The organism is Streptomyces sp. IMTB 2501 (genome assembly GCF_001953885.1).
Classification (GTDB): Bacteria; Actinomycetota; Actinomycetes; order Streptomycetales; family Streptomycetaceae; genus Streptomyces.
On sequence record NZ_MQUS01000075.1, the window covers coordinates 1 to 3242 of the forward strand.

At 69.0% G+C, this 3242-nt stretch carries 3 protein-coding genes and 2 pseudogenes; all 5 read right to left on the bottom strand.

Translation table 11 applies throughout. From position 1 onward, the window contains the following. Nucleotides 1-203 (bottom strand): annotated as a pseudogene (locus AV521_RS50240) (hypothetical protein); the annotation flags it as partial. 146 nt (nucleotides 204-349) lie between these two features. Further along, nucleotides 350-522, bottom strand: a pseudogene (locus tag AV521_RS46095) (transposase); the annotation flags it as partial. A 254-nt stretch (nucleotides 523-776) separates the two neighbouring features. Further along, the gene (locus AV521_RS46100) at nucleotides 777-1130 is read right to left on the bottom strand and encodes a hypothetical protein (RefSeq protein ID WP_076097930.1); all 354 of its coding nucleotides are present in this window, start codon (nucleotides 1128-1130) and stop codon (nucleotides 777-779) included. Further along, complete coding sequence (locus AV521_RS46105; protein ID WP_256726029.1) at nucleotides 1123-2109, bottom strand: recombinase family protein; 987 nt, start codon at nucleotides 2107-2109, stop codon at nucleotides 1123-1125. Before AV521_RS46105 ends, AV521_RS46100 begins: the two co-directional genes overlap by 8 nt. A gap of 205 nt (nucleotides 2110-2314) precedes the next feature. After that, a complete protein-coding gene (locus AV521_RS46110; protein ID WP_076097932.1) occupies nucleotides 2315-3139 on the bottom strand; it encodes a hypothetical protein in 825 nt (274 codons plus the stop codon). Nucleotides 3140-3242: the final 103 nt, after the last annotated feature.

Here is a 3242-nt window from a genome sequence, read left to right on the forward strand (position 1 = left end):
GTGAACCGATCACGCACGGTCATCCCGAAATGTTGATCAGAGCCGCTTGTCATGGCCGCCGTCACGAGGGCTGCAACGCCGCGCTCGAAGGCTCCAGAGCTGCTCTTGGACGGCTTCGTGGGCGCCTCCTGCTCCGGGAGAAGCGGCGTGATGCCGAGCAGTTTCAGGCGTTCACGCTGCCCGTCCGTCAGCCCCTGCCACACCGCGTGCTGACGGTTCTTCGCCAGCCACCGTCAACGTCCATCCCTGAGACTCTTGAAGCGGTGCGCCCGGCCATCGGATCGGCTGCCACGTCGGTCGACAGCGGCCGTCGACCCACACCTTGCGCTGGCCGGGAGGGCGGCAGCCACCGATCGACGAGGTGGGGAGCGGCGGCGGAATCCTGCAGGCTCGCGGCCGTGACCAGCACTGCGAGCAGCAGTCCGAGGGTGTCGGTGACGATGCTCCGCTTGCGCCCCACGATCTTCTTGGCTGCGTCGGTGCCCTGGCTGGCGGCGGGCACGCTGTGGAGGTCTTCACGCTGGGCGCTGCTGGAGACGCGCCCGTGGAGACCGCGTAGTACCGCGGCGTGCCATCACCGTGCGGAGACCGTGCTCCTGGTGCTCGTCGCCGCGCCGCCTGCTTTGTAGGGGTCCAGCCAAGGTGAGCCCAAAAGCCGCCACGGGATGATCTTGGCCGGTGAGGGCTTCCGTAGCGTGACATAGAGCCGTCATACGCACGGGTCTCCGGCCGTGGGGAACATCGGTGCAGCCGCTAACGCCCGACTGGCGAGCGGCTTAGAGCCGGTTTCCGGTCGGATGTTCCTCGGCGGGTTCGCATGCGGTTACGAGCCGCAGGGCGGGGCGTGGTTGGGCGAACTCGCCGAGTTCCAGTGCTGCCTCGCGCCAGTTGGCGGCCAGTTGGAGCAGGCGTTCGCTGTCGTGGCGGAAGCCGGGTGGCGGGGTGTTGGGGACAGTTGGCCACAGGATCGTGGCAGCGAACCGGACCGCGTGTATCGCCGCGGTGGCGTGGGCGTCCACGGCTCCGCCTGCCTCCAGGCGGCACAGCGTATCGAGCTGGGCAGCTGCACTGAGAAGGTCCTCGTACACCTTCGCGTATTCCTGCGCGCGTACGGCTTGGAGGTTATCCACGGGTGGCGCCTTCGGCGTTCGGGTGGGGCTGGGCCTGGGGCCGTTCGCGTAGGTCGGTCTCTTCGGGGGTGAGCGGATCCTCGGGCCGGAGGATGCGGACGGGCTTGGGCCTGAGCGGCAGGCCGTCGGCGGCGGCCTGCTCGGCTTCGGCGAGGGCCCGGTAGAGGGAGGCGACCGACGGGGACGTGCCCGCGTTCTTCCCGGTCTTGATGGTGAGCTTCTTCGCGATCTCCGGGACGGGGACGCCCTTGTCCTTGAGTGCGACGGCGAAGGTGAGCATGTCGTCGTCGATGACCTTCGGCCGTCCGCCGTGGTTGCCTTTGGAGGCGGCGACGGCCTGGCCTTCGAGGGTCTTTTCCCGGATGTAGTTGCGCTCGATCTGCCCGGCGACGGCGAGTACGGCGAAGAACATGGCGCCCATGCCGTTGGGGTCGTAGACGCCGGTGAGGGGGCCGGTGAGGAGTTCGAGCTGGATGCCGCCGGCCTGGAGGTCGGCGGACAGCGTCATCAGCTCGGCGGCGTTCCTGGCCAGACGTTTCAGCTCGTGCACCGTGAAGATGACCGGGGTCTCGGGCGCGGCCTCCTTGAACTGGTGGGCCAGCGTGAGCGCTTTCTCCAGCTCGGGCCGCACCTTGACGCGTGTGCTGATCTGCTCCTGGAAGATCTTGTGGCACTCCGCCCGGCGGAGAGCTTCGATCTGGCTCGCCAGCTCCTGGCGGGCCGTCGAGGTGCGGGCGTACCCGATTCTCACCGGGCGCTCGGTGCGGGGCGCGGGCACGGCGGCGAGCGCCGGGCCCTGCTTCCACGCGCGGCCGGGGCCGCGGTCGGCGGGCACCGGGACTTCGAGTTCCTCGCGCAGCGCGGGTACGAGGAGGAAGCGCGGGGTGTGATATTTGGAAGCGGTCTTCCCGCCCCGGGTGCGGCAGGCACTGCCGACGGGCGCGTCACAGTTCGGGCAGTCGTGACGTTCTACCGCCAATGCTGCCTCATCGGGCGTCAACTCCATGGCGGCAGTCTCTCAGAAGTACCTCGCACAACATGCGGGTTTCGAGAGGACTTTTGCGAACGGCGACCTGCGGAAACAGAGTCGATTCGGTCGCTGTCGCAGAACTCTCACAGATGGTCATTTATAATGGCATCAAGGCTGCGACGAGCTACCGGGACCTCGCCCCTGGAGGCAACACTCACACGTCGCGGCGCCCCACGACGAGCACGGCGAGTGCGACCGTGATCAGCGGCCAGAGCGTGTACACGAGCCAGGAGCCGGGGACCGTGGCTGTGTAGCCCAGGGATCCGGGATCCGGCTCCCAGGGTTGGACCAGGCGATTCCAGGCGGCCGCCACCAGTGTGTGCTTGATGTCCGCCGACCAGCGGTTGCCCTCCGAAAACATGGGGGGCAGCATCAGCAGGGTGAAGACGGCGGTGACCATGGTCCCGGCGGCATGCCGGAGCAGAACGCCGAGGCCCAGACCGACCAGGGCGCAGACCGGGGCCAGCAACGTGGAGGCCACCAGCGCCCGCAACACCCCGGGATGGGTGATCGAAACGTCGGCGTGGTGCCCGTCCAGGATGGCCTGGGAGACCAGGAAAGAACCGGTGGAGGCGGCCGTGCCGACCGCGGTCCACAGCGCGGCGGTGACGGCCGCCTTGGCCAGCACAACCGAGCCGCGGGCCGGGACGGCCACGGTGGTGGTGCGGATCAGGCCGCTGCTGTACTCGCTCACGACGGTGAGGGCGCCCATGCTGCTGGCGACGAGCATCAGCGTCCAGTAGCCGGCCGCCGGGTAGGCGTCGAAGGGCAGGAACTCAGCGGGGCCGGAGCCCGCGCCCTTGTCCGCAAGCGAGGCCACGGCGGCGGAGCCGATGACGAACAGGACGGTGAGCGTGAGTGTCCACGGGGTGGAGCGCAGGGACCGCGTCTTGATCCACTCGGAGGCGAGGAGGTCGCGGAAGCGGGCGGGCACCCCGGCGGCGGGGGTGGCCTGGGGGGCGGAGGCGAGTGTGCTCATCGGGGCTGTCCTGCCAGGTATTCGGTGCTGTCGGCGGTGAGTTCCATGAAGGCCGCCTCCAGTGAGCTTCTTCAGCCTGGCCACCGATCGGGGGACGGCTGTG